This window comes from Ruegeria sp. BHSC029, assembly GCF_059613085.1.
Genome location: NZ_JBXWRU010000002.1, coordinates 129116 through 147455 on the forward strand (window position 1 = coordinate 129116; position 18340 = coordinate 147455).

The window sequence follows — 18340 nt, forward strand, 5'->3', positions numbered from 1 at the left end:
CCTATCGCAGCGTGGCCGGTTTGTGAACGCCTCAGGCCGACTTCTGCGCCGTCCGGCGATCCGCCATGAAGCTGCGTAACCGTTCAAGGCCCTGTTCAATGTCCTTGGTCGACCGGGCGTAGGAAAAGCGCAGGGTCGTGTGGCCGCGCACCGGGTCGAAATCAAGCCCCGGCGTCACGGCGACGCCGGCTTTGTCCAGGATCTCGGCGGCAAAGGCGCGGCTGTCCTGGGTCAGGTCCGAGACATCGGCATAGACATAGAACGCCCCGTCGGGTGGCGCGATGTTGGTGAACCCGGCCTCGGGCAGGCCCTTCAGCATCAGGTTGCGGTTGCGGCGATAGACGGCCAGGTTGCCCTGCAGTTCGTCTTCGCAATCCATCGCGGCCAGCGCGGCGACCTGGCTGGCATGGGGCGCGCAGATGAACATGTTCTGGGCGATGCGCTCGACAACGCGCACCTGATCTTCCGGCACCACCATCCAGCCGACGCGCCAGCCGGTCATCGAGAAATACTTGGAAAACGAGTTGATGACATAGCACTCGTCGGTCAGTTCCAGCGCAGTGACCGCCTTGGCCTCGTATTCCAACCCGTGATAGATTTCGTCGCTGATGAACGAGGCCCCCTGCCCCCGCGCGGCCTCGATCAGCGCACCCATGGCGGCGTGGTCCAGCATGGTTCCGGTCGGGTTCGCGGGCGAGGCCACCATCAGCCCCTGCAGGTCGAGCCCGGCAAAGTCCTGTGGCACGGGTTGCAGGCGGTTTTCCGGCGCGGTCGGCAGATCGACCGGCACCAGACCCAGCGCCCGCAGAATCTGCCGATAGGAGGGATAGCCCGGCGCGCCGATCCCCACCCGGTCGCCGCTGTCGAACAGCGCAGTGAAGGCCAGCAGGAATCCGCCCGAGGATCCGGGAGTGATCACCACCCGCTCGGGGTTCAGGTCGACGTCGTACCATTCGCCGTACATCCGTGCGATGCGTTGCCGCAGCGCCGGCAGACCCAGCGCGACGGTATAGCCCAGCGGGCCTTGCCGCATCGCGTCGGCCAGCGCCTCCAGCGCGCCTTGCGGGGCGCCGGTTCCGGGTTGGCCGACCTCCATGTGGATGATGTGGCGCCCTGCCTCTTCGGCGCGGCGCGCGGCCTCCATCACGTCCATCACGATGAAGGGATCAACGCCCGACCGGGTTGAGTTTCGCATGCCCATCTCCCATGTTGCGACCATGGCTTTTGAACGCGGATCCCGGCTGGCGTCAATCCCGGCAATTCTGCTGGCGGTGGCGCTGTGGATGGCGTCGACCGCGCAAAGCCACGCGCAAAGCCTGATCCGCGACCCCGATATAGAACACGGGCTACGCGAACTTGCCTTTCCGATCTTGCGCGCCGCCGGCTTGAACACCAACCGCGTGCGGGTGATGGTCGTCAAGGACGGCACGTTCAACGCGTTCGTCATCGACTACAACACGATCTACCTGAACCACGGACTGATCCTGACGGTCGACAGCCCCGAGATGCTGCAGGCCGTGATCGCGCATGAGGCGGCCCATATCGCCAACGGGCACCTCGCCCGCCGGGCCGAGAACCTTCGGGCGGCTCAACGCGCGGCCGGTTTCGGTACCGCGCTGGCTCTGATTGCCGCCGCTGCGGGCGGCGGAGAGGCCGCCGCGGGCATTGCCGCCGGCACCCAAGGGGCCGCAATCCGCAGTTTTCTGGGCCACACGCGGGCCGAAGAATCCTCGGCGGATCGCAGCGCCGCCAGCTACCTGCGTTGGGCCGAGATTTCTCCCATCGGCATGGTCGAACTGCACCGCAAATTCGCCGGCCAGGAATTGCTGAGCGAGATCAATCAGGATCCCTATATGCGCTCGCACCCGACCAGCCGTGAACGTCTGCGCGCCGCCGAGGAATTTCTGTACCAATTCGGGGATCGGGCGAAATCTAACCCCAATGCCGACTACTGGTTTGCGCGGGTCAAGGGCAAGCTGTCCGCGTTTCTGCGCTCTCCCGGCTGGACCCTGCGGCGGGCCAAGGAAGAAACGGCGCAGGATATTCGCCTGATGCGCGAGGCCGCCGCCCATCATCAGAACCGGAACCTTTCGGCTGCGCGGGCAGCCATTGATGGTGCGCTGGCCATCCGCCCTGACGATCCGTTCTATCACGAACTGAAGGGGCAGATCCTTTTGGAGAACCTTCGGGTTTCGGAGGCGGTCACGGCCTATGCCAGGGCGTCCGAGCTGGCTCCGACCGATGCATTGATCATGGCAGGCTACGGGCGCGCCCTGCTTGCTGACGGACAGACGAGAAAGGCCCTGCAGGTGTTGGAAAGCGCGCGCGCCCGCGACTACCGGAACGGCCGCCTGATGCAGGATCTGGGAATGGCCTATTCAAAGGTCGGCAACAACGGTATGGCATCCGCCGTCACTGCCGAGCGTTTCGCTCTTGAGGGGCGCCTGCTGGATGCCGGAATTCACGCAAGACGAGCCATCGGTCAGTTGCCCGAAGGCTCGACGGGTTGGCAACGGGCACAGGATGTGCTGATTGCCGCAGAACAAGCTGAGAAATCGAAAAGGAACCGGAAATGATCCTCAGACACGCAGCACCTGCCCTTCTGGGGCTTTCCCTGATTACCGGTCCGGCCAATGCGCTGGATCTGTCCTCGATGACCGACTCCGAAAGAGCAGAGTTCGGCGCGCAAGTGCGGGAATACCTCCTGGAAAATCCCGAAGTCATTCTCGAGGCGATCAACATCCTTGAGCAACGCAACGCTGCGGCCGAAGCACAGGCCGACCAGCAATTGATCGCTGAAAACGCCGACGAGCTGTTCAATGACGGCTATAGCTGGGTCGGTGGCAACCCGGACGGCGACATCACCCTCGTCGAGTTCATGGATTACCGTTGCGGATACTGTCGCCGCGCGGTCCCCGAAGTGGACGCGCTGCTGGCCGAGGATGGCAACATCCGCCTGATCATCAAGGAGTTCCCAATTCTGGGCGATGCGTCGGTTCTTTCGTCGCGCTTTGCCATCGCCACCAAGCAGGTCGCCGGGGATGACGCGTACAAGCAAGTCCATGACGCCCTGCTGGAATTCACGGGCGAGCCTTCGGAAGTGACGCTGCGCCGGATCTCGGACGGGCTGGGACTGGACAGTGACGCCATCCTTGTGGCGATGGACAGCGACGAAGTGACCGAAGAAATTGCCAAGACGCGGGCACTGGCGCAGCGCATGCGGATTTCGGGCACCCCATCCTTTGTTCTGGGCACCGAGATGCTGCGGGGCTTCCTGCCCGCAGATCAGATGAAACAGATCGCTGACGGTGTGCGGGCTGAACGCGGCTGAAGCAGCTGGGGCGGCTTGATCGCCGCCCCGTTGAAACGACGCCCTAGTCGTTTGGATACGGGGCGTCGCATTTCATCGACACGACCCATGTCGGAGTTCCAGTTTTTCTAAATTGGGTCGCGGGTACGGATTTGCCCCGAATTCCCGATGGAATGACGTCACGCCCCTGCCGTTTGCTTCCAGCCAGAATTGCCTGCAGGTCCTGGGGATTGTCGTACTTGCGAATACCGGTGTTTTCAGAAATTGGGCCGGTTGGGCAGTAGGTCGCCCTGGCGATCTGTTTCGCCAAAGCATAGGCCGCCTGGGCATCCTGACCGGTTTTGAACGATACCGCGACCCGAGACGCCAGCTGCGGGTCGACATTCATGATCGGGGTCAAACGGCCCCGCGGTTTGCCGGTCCCGCCCGGGCTGAGCCGGACGTCTGCGCGCGTTGTCACTCCGTCATTTCCGAAACCGGACACATGCACCGACATATACCCAAATTGCGTCCCCGGTGCAGACTGCGGAACTGGAACACTGAAGAAACCGGGGCGTTTGTCCGACCCGGTAGAGGGGCTGCTGCACGCAGAAAGAAGGATGACGGCAAGGGCCGTCACAAAAGGCATTGGTTTCAAAGAAACGAACTCCGGTCCAGACAGTCGATATCGCGATTGATACCGCAAAAATGGGCCTAAAAATGGCTTATGATGAATTAGTTCCGGATCGAAGTTAAAGTACTACTCCGCCGCCTCGGCCGCGGCTTCCAGCTCGGCCGCCTTCTTTTCCACCTGCTCGACGATGTGGTCGATCATCTGTTCGTTCGACATCTTGTGGCTGGCCTTGCCCGCCAGATACACCATGCCCGAGCCTGCGCCGCCGCCGGTAAAACCGACATCGGTCATCAACGCCTCGCCCGGGCCGTTGACGACGCAGCCGATGATCGACAGGCTCATCGGCGTCTTGATATGCTCCAGCCGATGTTCCAGCGTCTCGACGGTTTTGATCACGTCGAACCCCTGCCGCGCGCAGGACGGGCACGAGATGATGTTCACGCCCCGATGGCGCAGGCCAAGAGACTTGAGTATCTCGAACCCGACCTTCACCTCTTCGACCGGATCGGCGGACAGGCTGACGCGGATCGTGTCGCCGATGCCCATCCACAGCAGGTTGCCCAGCCCGATGGCCGACTTGATCGTGCCGCTGACCAGCCCACCGGCCTCGGTGATGCCCAGATGGATCGGGGCGTCGGTGGCCTCGGCGATGCCCTGATAGGCCGCGGCCGACAGGAACACGTCGCTGGCCTTCACGCTGATCTTGAATTCGTGGAAATCGTTATCCTGCAGAATACGGATATGCTCCAACCCGCTTTCCACCATCGCTTCAGGGCACGGCTCGCCATATTTCTCCAGCAGGTGCTTTTCCAGGCTGCCCGCGTTCACGCCGATGCGGATCGAGCAATTGTGGTCGCGTGCGGCCTTGATGACCTCTTTCACCCGCGCCTCGTCACCGATATTGCCCGGATTGATGCGCAGGCAGGCGGCACCGGCCTCGGCGGCCTCGATCCCGCGGCGATAGTGGAAATGGATATCCGCCACGATCGGCACCGGGCTTTCGCGCACGATCTCCTTCAACGCTTTCGACGACGCCTCGTCCGGGACCGAAACGCGCACGATATCGGCCCCCGCCTCTGCCGCAGCTTGTACCTGCGCCACGGTCGCGGCGACATCGGTCGTCAGCGTGTTGGTCATGGTCTGAACGGCAATCGGCGCGTCGCCACCTACCGGGACATTGCCAACCATGATCTGGCGGGATTTGCGGCGATAGATGTCGCGCCAAGGGCGCACATGGTTCAGAGACATGAAAACGGATCCGCGTCAGCCTGGGGTCTGGCCTTTAGATAGTCCGGGGGCAAGCCCGCCGCAATGGCAAGATCACTCTGCCGGCGCCTCGGCGGATTGTGTCTGAAGCTCAGCCACCAGCTGTTTGAGCGCAATGTTTTGCTCAGCCTCAAGATCCGCCACGGCATAAGTCTCGGCCACAGCGTCCTTGGACAGAACCACACCCTTGGCGACGGTTCCCGGTGCACCAGCCGGCCCATAGAGCTCGCCGTTCATCGAGAAATACACGTTGCCCGACGCACCGGCCCGCAGTTGCGGCGGCTCTTCCGTCAAGGGAACCTCAAAGCTCTTGCCGTTTTCGACGGTTCCCAACGTGCCTTCGAAGATCACGCTGCCATCCGCTGCGGTGACCCGCATCCAGGCCGGTTCGACCGCGACGATTTTCAGCGACGTGTCGACCTTTTCAACCACCTGTGGAAGGGTCGCGGCAGTTCTTTCGACGGTATGAATTTCAGCCAGCGCGATTTCCGGGACTTCCGGCGGACGGAACGTGCCTACGGTCCGAGGATCGAGTGTGGAAATCGGGGCATCCCGTGCAACCATCACCGGTACATCCAGTGCTTGGGGGCGGTAGAGACGGTCCAGCGCTTCGGGGCTGGGAATTTCAGCGGCCGCAACCTCGGTCGTTCCGGACTCGGTCCGGATGGCCGACAGCGGGTCAAGATCGGACAGCACGACCGGGGCCTGTTCGACGGGCGAGACCTGAACCTGCTGGATCTTGTTCAGAACCGACCAGCCGCCATATCCGATCCCGGCGATCAGCGCGAGGAGGACAAGCGACGAGCCTACGGCGCGCGGCTCGATCTGGCTGAACACGGACTCGCGGCCGGGAATGTAGGGCGTGTTCGGCGAAATGAACGGATCGCGCCCCATCGGGCCACGGTTCGGAAGGTCCCCGACCGATTTTTTGACGACCGATGCCTGTGCAGACATTCCATGGGCCACTTCGAACCCGCTTTCCTTGCAGAACGCGGCAAAAGTGTCGTCAGGGTTCATCCCCAGATAACGGGCGTAAGAACGCACATACCCGGCGATGAAGCCGGGTGTGTCGAATGCGTCGGGATCGGCATTCTCGATGGCAGCGATGTAGTTGGCCTTGATCCGCAGTTCGCGCTGTACGTCGAGAAGAGACTTGCCCATCGTTGCGCGCTCACCGCGCATCACGTCGCCAAGCCGTACTTCGTAGTCGTCGAACCCCTTGGGCCTGACGTCCACGTCTTCTTCGGAATTGCGCTGTGTCCTGCGCCCAATCATTCCTGCTGCCCCATTCTGCCCATCGCGTGTTTCACGCTAACGGCGAATCATCCCCATAACGATTCGTCCGCTACTTTTGTTAGCGTAAGCTTAACACGCGGCAAACAAGTTGCACATGTCGGCGTTAGGTTAACCAGCAAGTTCGGCGCGATTTAGCGCACAATGTGACCAAAGTTCGTCCATGGCCTGGACCAGACGGTTCATTTCGTTGGGTCCATGGACCGGCGAAGGCGTAAAGCGCAGACGCTCGGTTCCCCGAGGAACGGTCGGGAAATTGATCGGCTGCACGTAGATCCCGTAGTCATCCAGCAGCATGTCGCTGAGCTTTTTGGTGTGCACCGGGTTGCCCACGATCACCGGAACGATGTGGCTGCCGTGATCGATCAGCGGCAAGCCCAGACCCTTCAGTCGCAGCTTGAGGATCTTGGCTTGGGTCTGATGCTGCTCACGCAGTTCGGGCGCTGTCTTGAGATACGCCACCGAGGCCGCAGCACCGGCCGCGACCGATGGTGGCAGCGAGGTGGTGAAGATGAAGCCCGGGGCATATGAACGGACCGCATCGCACATCTTCGCGCTTGCTGCGATATACCCACCCATCACGCCGTAGGCTTTGGCCAAAGTGCCATTGATGATGTCGATCCGGTGCGCCAGGCGGTCTCTCTCGGTCACACCGCCGCCGCGCGGGCCGTACATCCCAACCGCGTGCACTTCGTCGATATAGGTCAGCGCGCCGAATTCGTCGGCCAGATCACAGATCTGTTCGATCGGACCGAAGTCGCCATCCATCGAGTAGACCGACTCGAACGCGATCAGCTTCGGCGCCGCCGGATCGTCGGCTTGCAGCAGCTCGCGCAGGTGCTCAACGTCATTGTGACGGAAGATCCGCTTGGCCCCGCCATTTCGGCGGACACCTTCGATCATCGACGCGTGGTTCAGCTCGTCGGAATAGATGATCAGCCCGGGAAACAGCTTGGGCAGCGTGCTGAGCGTGGCGTCATTGGCGATGTAGGCGCTGGTGAACAGCAGGGCCGCTTCCTTGCCGTGCAGATCGGCCAGCTCGGCCTCGAGCCGCTTGTGGTAGACGGTCGTCCCCGAGATGTTGCGCGTCCCGCCAGAGCCCGCTCCGGCTGCGTCGATCGCCTCGTGCATCGCCTCCAGCACGACGGGGTGCTGCCCCATGCCAAGGTAGTCGTTGCCGCACCAGACGGTGATGTTCTGCTGTGACCCGTCGGGACGCGTACGCACGGCATGGGGAAAATGTCCGTTGCGGCGTTCGATGTCGATGAAGGTCCGGTAACGGCCTTCGTCGTGCAGCCTGGCAATCGCTGAGTCGAGCTGAGCAGTGTAGTCCAAAGGACCCTCCTTCGTGACCCCGCCGCAGGGTGATTGCACGGCAAGGCTGTGTTCCGATGCGTATCATAACCGATTTTTCGGCCGCATCCGCGCCTATTTTCAGGTTTCCTGCCTAACGCCCAGACAGGGGTCGCAACTTTGATTTGCATCAATTATCGCCTTGAACCCGCAGCGACAAGTAAAGTTGAGACCATAAGGCGCGAGGAAACGACGCAGGTTACGTGCCGTTTCGCGCAGAATGTTTCCGATCAGACGCGCGTTTTCCCGCCGCTACGGGCTGGACGGCGCTGCCAGCGCTGTTAGGGTCCGCCGCAATATCTCATACATTCAGGAGTACACCCATGTCGCTTGACGCCACTCTGAGCAAAATCGACTCCGACCTCTCAGCCTCCATCGAGCGGCTGATGGAGTTTCTGCGAATCCCGTCGATTTCCACCGATCCGGCCTTCAAGAAAGACGTGGACAAGGCAGCCGACTGGTTGGTCGACGACCTCAAAAGCATCGGGATCGATGCGAAAAAGCACCCCACCCCGGGCCACCCGATGGTCGTGGGCCATGTCGGCGACGATGCGGACGCCCCGCACGTGCTGTTCTACGGCCACTACGATGTGCAGCCCGTTGATCCCTTGGACCTGTGGAACCGTGACCCGTTCGACCCGGCGCTGGAAGAGACAGAACACGGTCAGGTCATCCGCGGACGGGGCTCTTCGGATGACAAGGGCCAGTTGATGACATTTGTCGAAGCTTGCCGCGCCTGGAAGGCGGTCAACGGCAAGCTGCCTTGCCGCATCACATTTTTCTTCGAAGGCGAAGAGGAATCCGGTTCACCTTCGCTAGTCCCATTTCTCGAGGCCAACAAGGAAGAGTTGAAGGCCGATCTGGCGCTGGTCTGCGACACCTCGATGGTCTCACGCGGTGTGCCCTCGATCGCATCGCAACTGCGCGGCATGCTCAAGGACGAATTCACCATCATCGGTCCGCGCATCGACCTGCATTCCGGCCACTACGGCGGCCCCGGCTTGAACCCGCTGCGGGAAATCTCGCGGATCGTTGCCTCGTTCTACGATGAGGAAACCGGACGGGTCGCTGTGGAAGGTTTCTACGAAGGGGTCCACGAAGTCTCCGCCGAGCAGCTGCGCCAGTGGGAGAACTGTGGTTTCGACGAGGCCGAATACCTCAACTCGGTGGGTTACACGCGACCGCATGGTGAGAAAGGGTACTCGACCCTGGAACAGCAGTGGACGCGCCCGACGCTGGAGATCAACGGGTTGTGGGGCGGCTACAACGGCGCCGGTTCGAAAACGGTGATCCCCAGCAAGGCACATTGCAAGATCACCTGTCGCCTGGTCGGTGAAATGGACCCGGACAAACTGCGCGACAAGATCCGGAAGCATGTTGAAGACCGGCTCTCTGCTGACGCCAAAGTCGTCTGGGACAATGATCTCGAGGGCTCCCCCGCATCCGTGATGAACCTGGATCGCCCGGAATTCGAAGCGGCACGCGCCGCACTGTCCGACGAATGGGGGCGCGAAGCCGTTTTCACCGGCATGGGAGGATCGATCCCGGTGGTGGGATATTTCAATACGGTCCTGGGTCTGGATTCAATGTTGGTCGGCTATGCCAACGACGATGACGCAATCCATTCGCCCAATGAAAAATACGACGTGAAGAGCTTTCACAAAGGGATCCGCTCGTGGGCCCGAATTCTGGACGCTCTGAGCCGATAGCCGCGAATATCGCAAGGCGCAGCCTTGCGCTCCGGGATATTCCGAGCCGGGTGAAGCGCGGATGCGAACTTCATCTGGCCGGCAGTATCCCGGGGGTGTCGCGGGCAACGCGGCCGGGGGCACCGCCCCCATAAGCCGCAGCCCGCGGACAGACCGTTTTACATGTGGATCACGCGCCCGTAGGCGTCCAAAACCGATTCATGCATCATTTCCGACAAGGTCGGGTGCGGGAAGACTGTATTCATCAGGTCTTCTTCGGTAGTCTCCAACTGGCGACCGACGACATAGCCCTGAATCAGTTCGGTCACTTCCGCACCAACCATATGGGCGCCCAGCAACTCGCCGGTTTTCGCGTCGAATACGGTTTTTATCATGCCTTCCGGCTCGCCCAATGCAATTGCCTTGCCATTGCCGATGAACGGGAAGCGGCCCACCTTGACATCAAAGCCAAGCTCCTTGGCCTTGGCCTCGGTATAGCCAACCGACGCGACCTGGGGATGACAATAGGTACATCCAGCGATGCTCTCCGGTTTCACGGGATGGGCATGTTTGCCAGCGATGAGTTCTGCGACCATCACGCCTTCGTGGCTGGCCTTGTGCGCAAGCCAAGGCGCCCCGGCGATGTCGCCGATTGCATAGAGGCCATCGACCCCGGTCCGGCAGTATGCATCCGTCACCACATGGGTGCGGTCAATTTTGACGCCCAGCGCCTCAAGCCCGAGGTTCTCGACATTTCCGACGATCCCAACGGCAGAGATGACAGTATCGAAATCGTGCTTTTCGACCTTGCCGCCGGTTTCGATATGAGCCGTCACCTTGCCTTTGCCGCGATCCAGCTGCTTGACCATGGATTTCTCCATGATCTTCATGCCCTGTTTGACAAACGATTTCTTGGCGAACGCGCTGATCTCGGCATCTTCGACCGGCAAGACCCGATCCATCACTTCGACCACGGTCGTGTCTGCGCCCAACGTATTGTAGAAGCTGGCAAACTCGATCCCGATCGCTCCGGACCCGATAACAAGCAGCTTTTTCGGCATCCGGGCCGGTTGCAGCGCATGTTTGTAGGTCCAGACCAGATCGCCATCTGCTTCCAGGCCCGGCAACTCGCGCGCACGGGCACCGGTGGCCAAGATGATGTTCTTCGCCGTCAGATCCTCGGTGCCCTTGTCGGTCTTGACCGTCACTTTGCCTTTCGACGGGATTGTCGCCTCGCCCATCACGACGGTGACTTTGTTCTTCTTCAGCAGATGACCGACGCCGCTGGTCAGTTGCTTGGCAACCCCGCGCGAGCGTTTGACGACCGCGTCCAGATCGTAACCGATCTTGTCGGCACTCAGACCGAAATCCTTTGCGCGCTCCATCAGGTGGAACACTTCGGCCGACCGCAGCAAGGCCTTGGTCGGGATGCAGCCCCAGTTCAGGCAGATGCCGCCCAGATGCTCGCGCTCGACCACGGCGGTCTTGAGGCCTAGTTGGGCCGCACGAATGGCAGCCACATAGCCGCCGGGGCCCGCACCGATTACGATCAGATCAAAGGATTGTGCAGCCATGTTTACCTCTCGGCGCAGGTCGATTGAAAACTAGTTTACCGTTAAACTATTTTTTTGAACGCATCAATATGCTGCCCCGCGACATATGTGACGCAGGGTCATCAAAACAAGAGCGCGCGGTATTCAGCCTATACCCCGCGCCCCTTGAAGGCTAGAAAAGACCTGCAACCATGTTCGAATTTCGGATCTGCAGATTTTAGGGAAACCAATCATGGCCAAGACTCTCAAAGATTTGTTGCTTGCCCTTTTGAACGCCACACTGATCCTTGTGGCTCTGTGTCTGTTCCTTGGTTGGAAGCTGGCGCGAAGCGTCGAGAATATTCAGGACAACTTCAGAGAAAGCCTGCAAATCGTTCAGCCGCTGCGTGAACAGGCGCAGGGCGTCCGAGAGGATCTTGCAAGTCTGCGCGCTGATCTGTCCGGTATTCGCATCCTGGGAGATGATGAGCCGGAGTTGAAGCAGAAGCTTCAGCAGGCGCTGGTGCGATTGGACGAGGTCCAGGCCAAGCTGGAAACCACGCAGGCCCGCCTCAACGAACTGGTCGAAAACCCTCAGCTACTGATTGATTACGCAGTCACCACGGCCGTCGATGCCACAACGGCCAGGCTGATCGAATTGCGCGGATGTGGGAAGGCGGCCTAACCCGCCGCCTGCAACTCACGCACCGTTGTGCCGTATCCGCCGCCGCTGACATATGCGGCTTCGGGTGCCGTGGTCTCACGGGCTAGCGCCGCGTTGCGGTATGGGAAACGCCCAAACTTGCGGATCACCTCACGATGGGCGCGGGCATGCAGCAGATTGCTTGCACCATGTTCCGGCATGCGCTGGCACATCAGGCGCACACAGCGCTCCTGATCGCACAGGTTCTCTGAGTGCATCATCGGCAGGTAGAAGAACTGTCGGGCTGGCTCGTCGATCTTCAGATCCCATTCCTTGTCGACGGCACATTTCGCTGCTGCCAGTGCCGCCTTGTCGGATGAGAAGGCTTTGCCGCTGCCTCGGAACATGTTGCGCGGAAACTGGTCCATGAGGATGATGTAGGCCAGCGATCCGCTGGGATATGTCAACCACAGAGAGAACTTACCCTCGCACGCGGCTTGCCATGTCTCAAGGAAGCGGTCCCGTATCTGCGCATCCAGCGCTTCATCTTCGCGGTACCACCCCTCGGGGCCTACTTCATCCAACCAGAAACTCAGTACTTCTTCAGGACCAACCATTGCCCTTGACTCCGTCTGTTCCCCCCCGAGGGACGTAACGTCATATAAGTCGGTTTTACAGACTTGTTACAGTAACATATTGCAACATTGACGACATAAATCCGGCGGTCAGGCAGGTTGGTGTTCTTCCTCTTCGTCCTGCGCGGCTTCGATCGCGACTTCTTGCGCAACTTCCAGTGCGACCGGCGATGCCGTCGGGTACAGCGGCGACATGGTGCCGGTTTCGTCCACGGGCACCGAGGCCCGCTGGGTCATCCGGTAGACCGCATAGACCGCCATGGCAAACAGTAGTGCGGCAATGAACAGGAAGAAGCCGGACGGCCCGAACACGGCATCCCCCATCAACCAGCCGGTGATCAGCGGGCCGGCAATTGCACCGAGCCCGTTGATGAAAATCAGCCCGCCGGACGCGGCTGCCATATCTTCGTGTTCGAGGTAGTCGTTGGTGTAGGCGATCAGCAGGGAATACAGCGGATTGGACATACCACCGATGACAAAGGCCGCAGCCAGCAAAACCGGGAAGTCGACCCCGAAAACCATGCCCACCGCCGCACTGATGCCGCCCACGACCGACACCAGCAGGATCAACAGGCGCCGGTCCATACGATCCGAAAACCAGCCCAACGGATACTGCAGAACCAACGCGCCAATGTAGAATGACGCCACGAAGGTCGAAATCTCGACCAGTGTCAGCCCGGCCCGCGCGCCGTAAACCGCGGCCATGCCGAACTGAGCCGAGAAGATGCCACCCAACAGGAACATGCCAACACAGCCCAAGGGCGACGTGTCCATCAACTGCCTGAGCGTCATCGGCTTGGTCGTATCAAACGCCGGCGTCGGTGAAATCGACAAAAGGATCGGCGCAAAGGAAACGGAAACCAGGATCGAGGCAATCACAAAGGTTTCGTACCCGGCCGGGTCACCGACAAGCATCAGTGCCTGCGCGCTGACAATACCGATCATCTGGACGATCATGTAAAGCGACAAAGCCTGGCCACGGTTTTCGTTGCTCGCGGCGTTGTTCAGCCAGCTTTCGGCGGTCACGTACACGCCGGAAAAGCAGAACCCGATCACAACACGGCCCAGCGACCACGCGATTGGATCGGTCAGCATCGGATAGCTGATCATCACGGCAGAGATGAAGGACGCCAGCGCCGCGAAGACCCGCACGTGCCCGACCCGCCGTATCATCTCGGGTGCAAGACGGGATCCGCCCAGAAAGCCCACGAAATACGCGGACATGACAAATGACATCTGCAGGGTCGAAAACCCTTCGATCTCGCCCCGGACACCCAACAGGGTGCCCTGCAGGCCGTTGCCGATCATCAGCAGACCCATTCCGAGTAGAAGCGCCCACGCGCTGGCAAGTACCTGAAGCATGTTTGCACTCCAAATCCGCTGAACAATGGCTTTCGTTAAAGGATCAAACGATGTCCCGGTCGCGCTTGTCTACGACATTCGCCAGATTCGATCCCGCGATCCCGCCCTCTAAGGGATCAAAAGCGACGCGTCTCCATAGGAAAAAAAGCGATAGCCACTTTTGATCGCATGATCATAGACCCGCAGCATCCTGTCCGGTCCCATCAGCGCCGAAACCAGCATCAGAAGCGTCGATTTCGGCAGATGGAAATTGGTCATCAGCGCGTCGGTGACCTGAAACTGGAAGCCGGGGTAGATGAAGATGTCGGTCTCCCCCTCCCAAGGCTGGATCGATCCATCGCGCGCGGCACTTTCGATCAGTCGCAAGGCGGTGGTGCCGACCGGGATGACGCGACCACCCGAGGCTTTGGTCGCCTGAATCTCGGCTGCGGCCTGCGGGCTGACCTGTCCCCATTCGGCGTGCATCTTGTGGGTCGTCACATCCTCGACCTTGACCGGCAGGAACGTTCCGGCCCCGACGTGCAGGGTAACATGGGTGAACTCGACTCCCCGATCCGCAAGGGCCTGCAACAATGGCTCGTCAAAGTGCAGAGAGGCGGTCGGTGCCGCCACAGCCCCGGCCTGCCGCGCCCAAACGGTCTGATAATCGGTCTTGTCACGCTCGTCCGCCGGCCGTTTGGCCGCGATGTAGGGGGGCAAAGGCATTGCTCCGGCCTGCTCGAGCGCCCGATCGAAATCATCGCCCTTCAGATTGAAGCGCAGATGGGCCTGGCCGTCAGCGACCCCTTCCAGAACCGCGCTGAGGTCGTCGGAGAACACGATCTCTTCGCCCACCCGGATCTTCTTGAGCGGTTTCAGCAATGCGCCCCAGGTGCCGTCGGCGCGGGGCTCAAGCAAGGTGGCCTCGATCGCGGCCGAGACCGGACCCTGGGCGCTGTCGCGATGACGCCGGCCGCTCAGCCGGGCCGGGATGACGCGCGTGTCGTTCAGCACCAGCCGATCACCGGGGCGAAGCCAGTCGGGCAGGTTGAACACCCGATCATCCGAGATCGCGTCACCCTGTGCCACCAGCAGGCGCGCCGAAGACCGCGGGCTGGCGGGCCGCGTGGCAATCAGGTCATCTGGCAGGTCGAAATCGAAATCACTCAGCTTCATGGCCGCGCCATACATCGCCCGAACAGATTCGGCCACACTCTGCGTCAGCGGTCCTCGCCCCGGCTTCCCACCGACGGGCTGGGTCCGTCCGGTGCGACAGGCGTTGCATTTGGGCCGTCGGAAACGGTTGGGGCAGGTTCTCGCAGCAGGTTGCGCAGAAACAGTGGCGCCAGACCGGACAGCGGGTTCACCGACACTTGCGGGGCCGAGATCGGGCCCACCAGCGTATAGTTGAACGCGAAAACGCCCTCGCCCTTCTTGGTCAGGACGCTGCCAATCGCGTTCACCATATAGATAGGAGAGATCGCGCCGCGCAGGTTCAGGAACTTTCGTTCGGTATCCACAGTCCCGTCGAAGGACAGCCCCATCGACGGTCCAACCGCACTGCCGCTGAGAATCTTGACCTCGGTCGGCGTGATCCGCATCTCGCTGTCGATTGATGAGAAGTAGATCCCCTGCCCGGCCATCTCGGTCAGTAGACCGACCAGACTGATGGCATTCAGCAACGCCGCCATGGCCGGAGCATCCTGGATCCGCGTGTCCGTGATTTTCAGGGTCAGATCGTAGTTGCCCGGGCCAGCCACCGGATTCAACCGGAGTTGCAGCTTTCCTCCTCTGGCCTGGGTCAACAAACCGGCAGACCGCAGTACCGCACCGGCGTCCACGGATTGCAGGCTGACCGCACTGCGCGATCCGCTGGGCACAACCTGCCCCTGGACCGGGGCGCCTCCGTTGACCTGAGCGGAAAATCCACCCTTCAACCCTCCGGTCGTTTCGAAATTGCCCTTCAAACCGGTCAGGGCCACTTCCTCGGTCACCTGCAGCCGGTCCAGCGCCACGTCAAGGTTCGGACCTCGACCCGATGACGCGCCGCCGCCGCTGCCGCTGCCGAACGTCGCTTTGCCCAGGTTGAGAACGCCGCCCAAAACGCGGATATCCGGCGCCGCGGCACCACGGCCGATCAACTCGGCCGGAACAGCCAACCAATCGCCCAGTTCAAAAGAACTGAACTGAACCCGATCCAAAGCGCCATTTGCGATCGAGATCGAGGCCACCGCGCGCAATCCGGCGGCATCAATCCGCAGGCTGTCCACTCGCAGTTGATCGCCCAGCGTCGCCTCGGTGGCCAACGTCCCGGCAGTGGCTGCGGATTTTTGCCACCCCAGTTCGGGAATTGCCATTCCGACGCCGACCAGATCAGAGGTCGCGGTCAGCTTTGTCGGCTCTCCCCCTCCAATTCCAAGACTGATCTCAGCCACGCCTTGCCCGGTCAGCATACCGGACGGCAATCCGGCCTTCAGTTCATCCATCAACCGCGGGGACAGTTCGATCTGCCCACTGAGTGTGCTGCGTTGTGCTGTCTTGCCGCCGATCGGTTGTCGCCAAGTCGCCTGTATCGGCACCTCACCGAACAGACCGTCTCCGTCTATGGCCACCTGGGTCTGATCCCCGCTCAGGCGCAGTTTGGCGGCGCTGATGCGGAAGCCCGGAACCAGTTTTTCCGTATCCAGATCAATCAATTCTCCCAGAAAGTGAAATTGCGTGTCCTCGAATTTCAACCCCTTGATCAAGGGCAGAGACAGAGTGCCGCCCAGTCGCACGCTGCCCGAAGCCAGATCAACCGGAAGGTTTGCCTTGGTCAGCAATTGCAGCGGCGCCCGGTCAAGCAACGACAAGGCCGAGGTCACACTGCCACTGGCCTGAACACGCACAATGCCCGGTGTATTCTTTTTGATGTCTGTATCCGGGATGATGAACGACGTCCCAGAGGCATCAACCGCGCCACCGTCATCGGCGATCACCACGCCCTTGCGGGCGGTCACCGTGAATCGACGGCCAATCAGCGTGGCCTGCCCACGCCCGCCTTGGATCGGTGGCAAGGTCTTGGCAAACCGAACCAGCGCATCATCGAAATCGAAATCAAGATACAGTTCGGGCTTGGAATCTCCGGGCCGCAGTCTCAGAACGAAGTCCATGTCCGACAGATTGCCTTCGTACAGGTTCTCGGTAACCCATTTGCGCGGCTTCGGAGCCAATCGGGGCGGCCAGTAATGCAGCAGCTTGTCCGATGCCATGTGCCCCAGCCGCGCGTTCAGATCCACGCTCCACCCCTCCGGCAGGCCCACAAGCTCGCCCGAAGCGCGCAATAGGTCTTCGCCATCCTCGACCACGACCTGCCCCAGCTGCAGCCGGAAGGGGTTCAGGCGCACTTGAAAGTCCAGATCGGCCTGCTTGACCTCTAGTGCATCAACGAACAGGTCGGCTGGGTTCACCCGGATACCGTTCAGACGGAACTGCACCGCCATGCTTTCCAGCGCGCCGGCCTCTACACCCTTCAGATAGGCTTTGCCCTCGCCCTGTACGCTGCCCCAGCCCGAAACCACGGAAACCTCGTTGAAATCCAGAACCTGCTGCGCCGGGTCATAGGTGAAATACGTGCGGGCCGAGTCGAACGGAACCGGTCGGGTCTCGGGGTTGGGCTGAACGGCCCCGGCCCCAAGGTTCAAGGTTGCGAATACCGGCCCGAGCGCGCCGGCCCCGTCGATACTGCCGCGCAATGCGCCCGAGATCGGCGTGTCCAATACCTGCAACCAGGCCAGTGCCGGGGATTGCGCCGCCACGTCGGTCGCCGGAAGATCGGTGATCGAAATCCCGAACTGCGCCTCGGGTGAGCCGAGCGTGCTGGTGTAGTTCGCTTCGATCATGCTGACATAGTCACGGCCCGCCAACACCGAGAACCCGGTCGCCAAGCGCAGGGCGCCTTCGCTCCGCGTCGCCAGAATATGCCCGCCGTCCAGAACCCAGGACCGCCCAAGGCGCAGATCCCGATAATCCAGCGTAATGGCGTCAAGCTCGACCGAGGTCAGGGCCGACAGGACCGGTGACAGGAACACCTGATCGGACTGTTCGATCAATTCGGCCAAGGTTGGCGCATTCTGCACGGGCGCGCTGCCGGAACCGACGGTCAGCGAGAGCGATCCGTCCTCGGCTCGGGTCAATGCGATCTGCGCGCCGTTGAGGGTGATCCGCTTGGGCCGGACATGGCCGCGCAGCAGCGGGCGCATCGCCAGGCTGGCCTGCATGCTTGAGACCTGAGCGATTTGGCGCCCCTCGGCGTCGCTGATCGAAACATCGCTGAGCCGCAGACGCGGGCGCCATTCCTGATTGATGATAAAGCTGACATCGCCGAACCGGATCTGCAGGCCGCCCAAAGCGTTTTCCAGACGCGTTTCGACCCGGTCGCGCAGCCATTCCGGCGCGTGGATCCGATGGCCAAACACCATGACCCCGGACAGGACGGCCAGAAACACCAGCAGGAACACCCCGCGCAAGGCCCACAGCCCGGCTGTCCGCCGACGGGATCGGCGGCGCAGCGGTTTCCCGCCCTTCTCAGCCTCGTCCTGTTCGTCTTGCGCCAATTTGCCGTCCACGTCTTTCAACCTGCCCGAGCCGCCCTATGATACGCGGCATCACCTACAAATCCTGACCG

At 61.3% G+C, this 18340-nt stretch carries 14 protein-coding genes; 4 read left to right on the forward strand and 10 right to left on the reverse strand.

Annotated features, from left to right (window positions below; all coding sequences use genetic code 11):
* Positions 1 to 31: 31 nt before the first annotated feature.
* Positions 32 to 1195 (reverse strand): pyridoxal phosphate-dependent aminotransferase, encoded by a 1164-nt coding sequence (locus tag AC2FML_RS04260; protein WP_496782144.1) that lies wholly within the window; start codon positions 1193 to 1195, stop codon positions 32 to 34.
* On the opposite strand from AC2FML_RS04260, the gene AC2FML_RS04265 reads away from it, so the two are divergent.
* On the forward strand, positions 1194 to 2576 hold the full coding sequence (locus AC2FML_RS04265; RefSeq protein ID WP_496782146.1) for a M48 family metalloprotease: 1383 nt from the start codon (positions 1194 to 1196) through the stop codon (positions 2574 to 2576). The two genes, AC2FML_RS04260 and AC2FML_RS04265, sit on opposite strands and share 2 nt — an antisense overlap.
* Entirely contained in the window at positions 2573 to 3331 is a 759-nt protein-coding gene (locus AC2FML_RS04270) for a DsbA family protein (RefSeq protein ID WP_170438938.1), read from the forward strand. The genes AC2FML_RS04265 and AC2FML_RS04270 overlap by 4 nt, the downstream gene beginning before the upstream one ends.
* 43 nt (positions 3332 to 3374) lie before the next feature.
* Here the strand turns inward: AC2FML_RS04270 and AC2FML_RS04275 are convergent, their stop codons facing one another.
* The 4 genes from AC2FML_RS04275 to hemA form a co-directional block, all read right to left on the reverse strand.
* Positions 3375 to 3770, reverse strand: a complete 396-nt coding sequence (locus AC2FML_RS04275; protein ID WP_496782148.1) for a hypothetical protein — start codon at positions 3768 to 3770, stop codon at positions 3375 to 3377.
* A 279-nt stretch (positions 3771 to 4049) separates the two neighbouring features.
* Positions 4050 to 5171, reverse strand: coding sequence for a flavodoxin-dependent (E)-4-hydroxy-3-methylbut-2-enyl-diphosphate synthase (ispG, locus tag AC2FML_RS04280; RefSeq protein WP_170358814.1), 1122 nt, complete (start codon positions 5169 to 5171; stop codon positions 4050 to 4052).
* Between the two features lie 72 nt (positions 5172 to 5243).
* Positions 5244 to 6464: a helix-turn-helix domain-containing protein gene (locus AC2FML_RS04285; RefSeq protein ID WP_170338648.1), complete on the reverse strand. Its 1221-nt coding sequence runs from the start codon at positions 6462 to 6464 to the stop codon at positions 5244 to 5246.
* A 129-nt stretch (positions 6465 to 6593) separates the two neighbouring features.
* On the reverse strand, positions 6594 to 7817 hold the full coding sequence (gene hemA, locus AC2FML_RS04290) for a 5-aminolevulinate synthase (RefSeq protein ID WP_170338140.1): 1224 nt from the start codon (positions 7815 to 7817) through the stop codon (positions 6594 to 6596).
* A gap of 341 nt (positions 7818 to 8158) precedes the next feature.
* On the opposite strand from hemA, the gene AC2FML_RS04295 reads away from it, so the two are divergent.
* Positions 8159 to 9544, forward strand: coding sequence for a dipeptidase (locus tag AC2FML_RS04295; RefSeq protein WP_496782150.1), 1386 nt, complete (start codon positions 8159 to 8161; stop codon positions 9542 to 9544).
* A 158-nt stretch (positions 9545 to 9702) separates the two neighbouring features.
* On the opposite strand, the gene lpdA is transcribed toward AC2FML_RS04295, so the two are convergent.
* Entirely contained in the window at positions 9703 to 11097 is a 1395-nt protein-coding gene (gene lpdA, locus AC2FML_RS04300; RefSeq protein WP_170358809.1) for a dihydrolipoyl dehydrogenase, read from the reverse strand.
* A gap of 211 nt (positions 11098 to 11308) precedes the next feature.
* On the opposite strand from lpdA, the gene AC2FML_RS04305 reads away from it, so the two are divergent.
* Complete coding sequence (locus AC2FML_RS04305) at positions 11309 to 11740, forward strand: hypothetical protein (protein ID WP_496782152.1); 432 nt, start codon at positions 11309 to 11311, stop codon at positions 11738 to 11740.
* On the opposite strand, the gene AC2FML_RS04310 is transcribed toward AC2FML_RS04305, so the two are convergent.
* The 4 genes from AC2FML_RS04310 to AC2FML_RS04325 form a co-directional block, all read right to left on the reverse strand.
* Positions 11737 to 12315, reverse strand: coding sequence for a DUF924 family protein (locus AC2FML_RS04310; protein WP_170338132.1), 579 nt, complete (start codon positions 12313 to 12315; stop codon positions 11737 to 11739). The two genes, AC2FML_RS04305 and AC2FML_RS04310, sit on opposite strands and share 4 nt — an antisense overlap.
* 108 nt (positions 12316 to 12423) lie before the next feature.
* A complete protein-coding gene (locus AC2FML_RS04315; protein ID WP_170358807.1) occupies positions 12424 to 13695 on the reverse strand; it encodes an MFS transporter in 1272 nt (423 codons plus the stop codon).
* 108 nt (positions 13696 to 13803) lie between these two features.
* Positions 13804 to 14850, reverse strand: coding sequence for a tRNA preQ1(34) S-adenosylmethionine ribosyltransferase-isomerase QueA (queA, locus tag AC2FML_RS04320; RefSeq protein WP_170368918.1), 1047 nt, complete (start codon positions 14848 to 14850; stop codon positions 13804 to 13806).
* A gap of 44 nt (positions 14851 to 14894) precedes the next feature.
* The gene (locus AC2FML_RS04325; RefSeq protein WP_496782154.1) at positions 14895 to 18281 is read right to left on the reverse strand and encodes a YhdP family protein; all 3387 of its coding nucleotides are present in this window, start codon (positions 18279 to 18281) and stop codon (positions 14895 to 14897) included.
* Between the last annotated feature and the right edge of the window lie 59 nt (positions 18282 to 18340).

Bases quoted from the DNA above. Each gene is read 5' to 3' on its own strand.
- AC2FML_RS04265 (WP_496782146.1), top strand. From the start codon at position 1,194: ATGCCCATCTCCCATGTTGCGACCATGGCTTTTGAACGCGGATCCCGG.
- AC2FML_RS04285 (WP_170338648.1), bottom strand. From the start codon at position 6,464: ATGATTGGGCGCAGGACACAGCGCAATTCCGAAGAAGACGTGGACGTC.
- AC2FML_RS04270 (WP_170438938.1), top strand. From the start codon at position 2,573: ATGATCCTCAGACACGCAGCACCTGCCCTTCTGGGGCTTTCCCTGATT.
- AC2FML_RS04295 (WP_496782150.1), top strand. From the start codon at position 8,159: ATGTCGCTTGACGCCACTCTGAGCAAAATCGACTCCGACCTCTCAGCC.
- AC2FML_RS04260 (WP_496782144.1), bottom strand. From the start codon at position 1,195: ATGCGAAACTCAACCCGGTCGGGCGTTGATCCCTTCATCGTGATGGAC.
- AC2FML_RS04315 (WP_170358807.1), bottom strand. From the start codon at position 13,695: ATGCTTCAGGTACTTGCCAGCGCGTGGGCGCTTCTACTCGGAATGGGT.
- AC2FML_RS04310 (WP_170338132.1), bottom strand. From the start codon at position 12,315: ATGGTTGGTCCTGAAGAAGTACTGAGTTTCTGGTTGGATGAAGTAGGC.
- lpdA (WP_170358809.1), bottom strand. From the start codon at position 11,097: ATGGCTGCACAATCCTTTGATCTGATCGTAATCGGTGCGGGCCCCGGC.
- queA (WP_170368918.1), bottom strand. From the start codon at position 14,850: ATGAAGCTGAGTGATTTCGATTTCGACCTGCCAGATGACCTGATTGCC.
- ispG (WP_170358814.1), bottom strand. From the start codon at position 5,171: ATGTCTCTGAACCATGTGCGCCCTTGGCGCGACATCTATCGCCGCAAA.
- AC2FML_RS04305 (WP_496782152.1), top strand. From the start codon at position 11,309: ATGGCCAAGACTCTCAAAGATTTGTTGCTTGCCCTTTTGAACGCCACA.